The sequence below is a fragment of the Halorhodospira neutriphila genome, from assembly GCF_016584055.1.
GTDB classification, from domain to species: Bacteria; Pseudomonadota; Gammaproteobacteria; order Nitrococcales; family Halorhodospiraceae; genus Halorhodospira; species Halorhodospira neutriphila.
In genome coordinates this window covers 1-2,430 of the sequence record NZ_NRSH01000198.1, presented here as the reverse complement: position 1 = coordinate 2,430, position 2,430 = coordinate 1, and the positions used below count along the sequence as shown (strand labels likewise).

Here is a 2,430-nt window from a genome sequence, read left to right as displayed (position 1 = left end):
CGCCGCGGCCACCCTCGTCGTCGGCGCCTCGCTCAATGCCGCCGCCGACCGGCTCGCCGAGCGCACCGGCGTCCCCGACTACCGCTTCGACCACCTGGTGGGCCTCGCCGCCACCGACCGGCTGGTCATGGCCCTGCGCGAGATCAGCGGTCGCGACGCCGTCCCGGCGCGGGTCGAGCGCCACCGCCGCCAGCTCCAGGACGCCCTGCTCGACGCCCATACCGTCCTTGGCGCCGCCCGGGTGGCGGTCGCCGCAGCCGGCGAGATCGGCGACCGGCCGGCCGCCGGTGGTCACCGGGCTGTGGTCGGCGTCGGCCAGGTGGCCGTCGAGGGCGGTGCTCAGGTCGGGGATGAGCACCGGCTCGAGGCCGAAGGCCTCGACGAGCTCGGCGATCGCCTCGGCGTCGCCGGGGCCGTGGGCCGCCGAGAGGAGGACGTTGACCCGGGCCGGATCGCGACCCGGGGCGGTCCCGGCGCTCGCCGCCGCGGGTACCAGGGCGTCGACAATCGCCCGGAGCGCGGCGGCGTAGCCGCTCTCCAGGCCCCCGGCGAAGTCCGGGGTGTTGACCGCCACCACCGCCGTGCCGGCGTGCTCGGGGTGCGCCTCGCGGAACTCGCGCACGAGGCGGTGGATGTCGGTGCCCTGGGCCTCGGAGAGGCCGGTGGTCAGGAGCGTGACCAGCGCCGGCGCCGACTTGCTGCAGACCGTCTCCAGGGCCTCGTGGGCGTTGGCGTCGGCGCCCATCACCGTGCTGACCGGGTCCATGGCCGTGGTCTGCAGGGGGATGGGCTCGTTGAAGTGGCGTACGAGGTAGACCTTGCCGAAGGCGGTGCACCCCTGCGAGCCGTGGAGCACCGGCATGGCGCGGTGGAAGCCGAGGGTGGCGAGGCTGGCGCCGAGCGGTGCGCCCGCCTTGAGCGGATTGATGGCCAGCGGCTTGCTGCAGCGTTCGATCTCGGCCATGGGGGATCCTCCCTGCGTCGTCGGGCCGCTCAGCGGCCCGGGGAAGCCGGCGACGCCTGCGCCCAGGGGGCGGGCTCGCGGACCTGCGGCCAGACGGGGCTGTCGATGGTGATGCACAGCTGCCGGGCGAGCTCGAGCATGCCGTCGTAGCCGGCGTAGGCGTGGCTGCGCTCCTGGTTGATGTCGAGGAAGGGCAGGCGCGCCTTGAGCGCCGTGTACATGTTCCGGCCGCCGGCGATGAGCACGTCGGCGCCGCTGTCGCGCACGGCGTCGATCAGCGCCCGCGGGCTGCCCGACTCCAGCATCCGGGCGTCCTCGCCCATGATCTGCTGGATCCGCGCCTTGTCGGCGGCGGTGGACTTGCGGGTGCCCGTGGCCACCACCTCCATGCCCAGGTCGTGGAGGGCGGAGACGACGGACCAGCTCTTGACCCCGCCGGTATAGAGCACCGCCTTGCGGCCCCGCAGCCGCCGGCGCCACGGCTCCAGGGCGGCGTCGATGCGCGCCTCCTCGCGGGCGATGAGCGCCTCGGTGCGCCGCTGCAGGTCGGCGTCGCCGAGCAGCCGGGCGATCTCGCGCAGCGCCGCCGAGGTGTCCGCGACGCCGTAGAAGCTGCCCTCGAAGTAGGGGGCGCCGTAGCGCGCCTCGAGCTCGCGGGCGACGTTGAGCAGGGCCTTGGAGCAGACGAGCATGTTCGCCTCGCTGCGGTGCAGGGCCTGGACCTCGCGGAAGCGGGCGTCGCTGGAGATGCTGCCGAGCACCCGGATACCCAGCTCATCGAGCAGCGGCAGGACGTGCCAGAGCTCGCCGGCGATATTGAACTCGCCGATCAGCCCGATGTCGTGGAGCGTCATCCCCGCCGGCCGGGCCGATGCCGGGACCGGGTCGGGCTCCCGGGTGCCGATGACGTGCTCGAGCAGCGCCTTGCCGGCGATGCGGTTGCCGAGGTTCTTGCTGCCGTAGAAGCCGGCGCAGTCGACGGGGACCACGGGGGTGCCCCAGCGCTCGGCGGCCTGCCGGCAGACCGTCTCCAGGTCGTCGCCGGTGAGGGCGGGGACGCAGGTCTGGTAGACGAAGACCGCGGCCGGGGCGTAGCCGTCGATGGCCTGCTTGATGCCGTGGAAGAGCCGCTCCTCGCTGCGGCCCATGACCACGTCCTCCTCGGCGAGGTCGGTGGTCATGCCGATGCGCCAGAGGGTGGGGCCGGTGGAGCGGGTGCCGCGGTTGTCCCAGGAGCTGCCGGCGCAGGTGATCGGGCCGTGGATGATGTGCGCGGCGTCGGCGATGGGCAGCAGGGCGATCTGCGCGCCGTCGAAGGCGCAGCCGCCGGCGGCGGCGCCGGGCTGGGGGCGGGCGCAGCCGGGCTTGGCGCCCTGGTTGTGCTCGCAGCCGGGCTCGTCGAGCAGGGCGGCGATCTCTTGGGCGTGCATCGGCGGGCCTCCTCTTGCGGCTCGGGTGGGCCCCGG

The 2,430-nt window shown here is 74.4% G+C and carries 1 protein-coding gene and 2 pseudogenes; 1 reads left to right on the top strand and 2 read right to left on the bottom strand.

Translation table 11 applies throughout. The features are described from left to right. Window positions 1–208 (top strand): annotated as a pseudogene (locus CKO13_RS12820) (nitrogenase component 1); the annotation flags it as partial. 99 nt (window positions 209–307) lie between these two features. Here CKO13_RS12820 and CKO13_RS12815 read toward each other — a convergent pair. Both CKO13_RS12815 and nifE read right to left on the bottom strand, forming a co-directional pair. Beyond that, window positions 308–862, bottom strand: a pseudogene (locus CKO13_RS12815) (nitrogenase component 1); the annotation flags it as partial. A gap of 131 nt (window positions 863–993) precedes the next feature. Then, the gene (nifE, locus tag CKO13_RS11645; protein ID WP_200261218.1) at window positions 994–2,394 is read right to left on the bottom strand and encodes a nitrogenase iron-molybdenum cofactor biosynthesis protein NifE; all 1,401 of its coding nucleotides are present in this window, start codon (window positions 2,392–2,394) and stop codon (window positions 994–996) included. Between the last annotated feature and the right edge of the window lie 36 nt (window positions 2,395–2,430).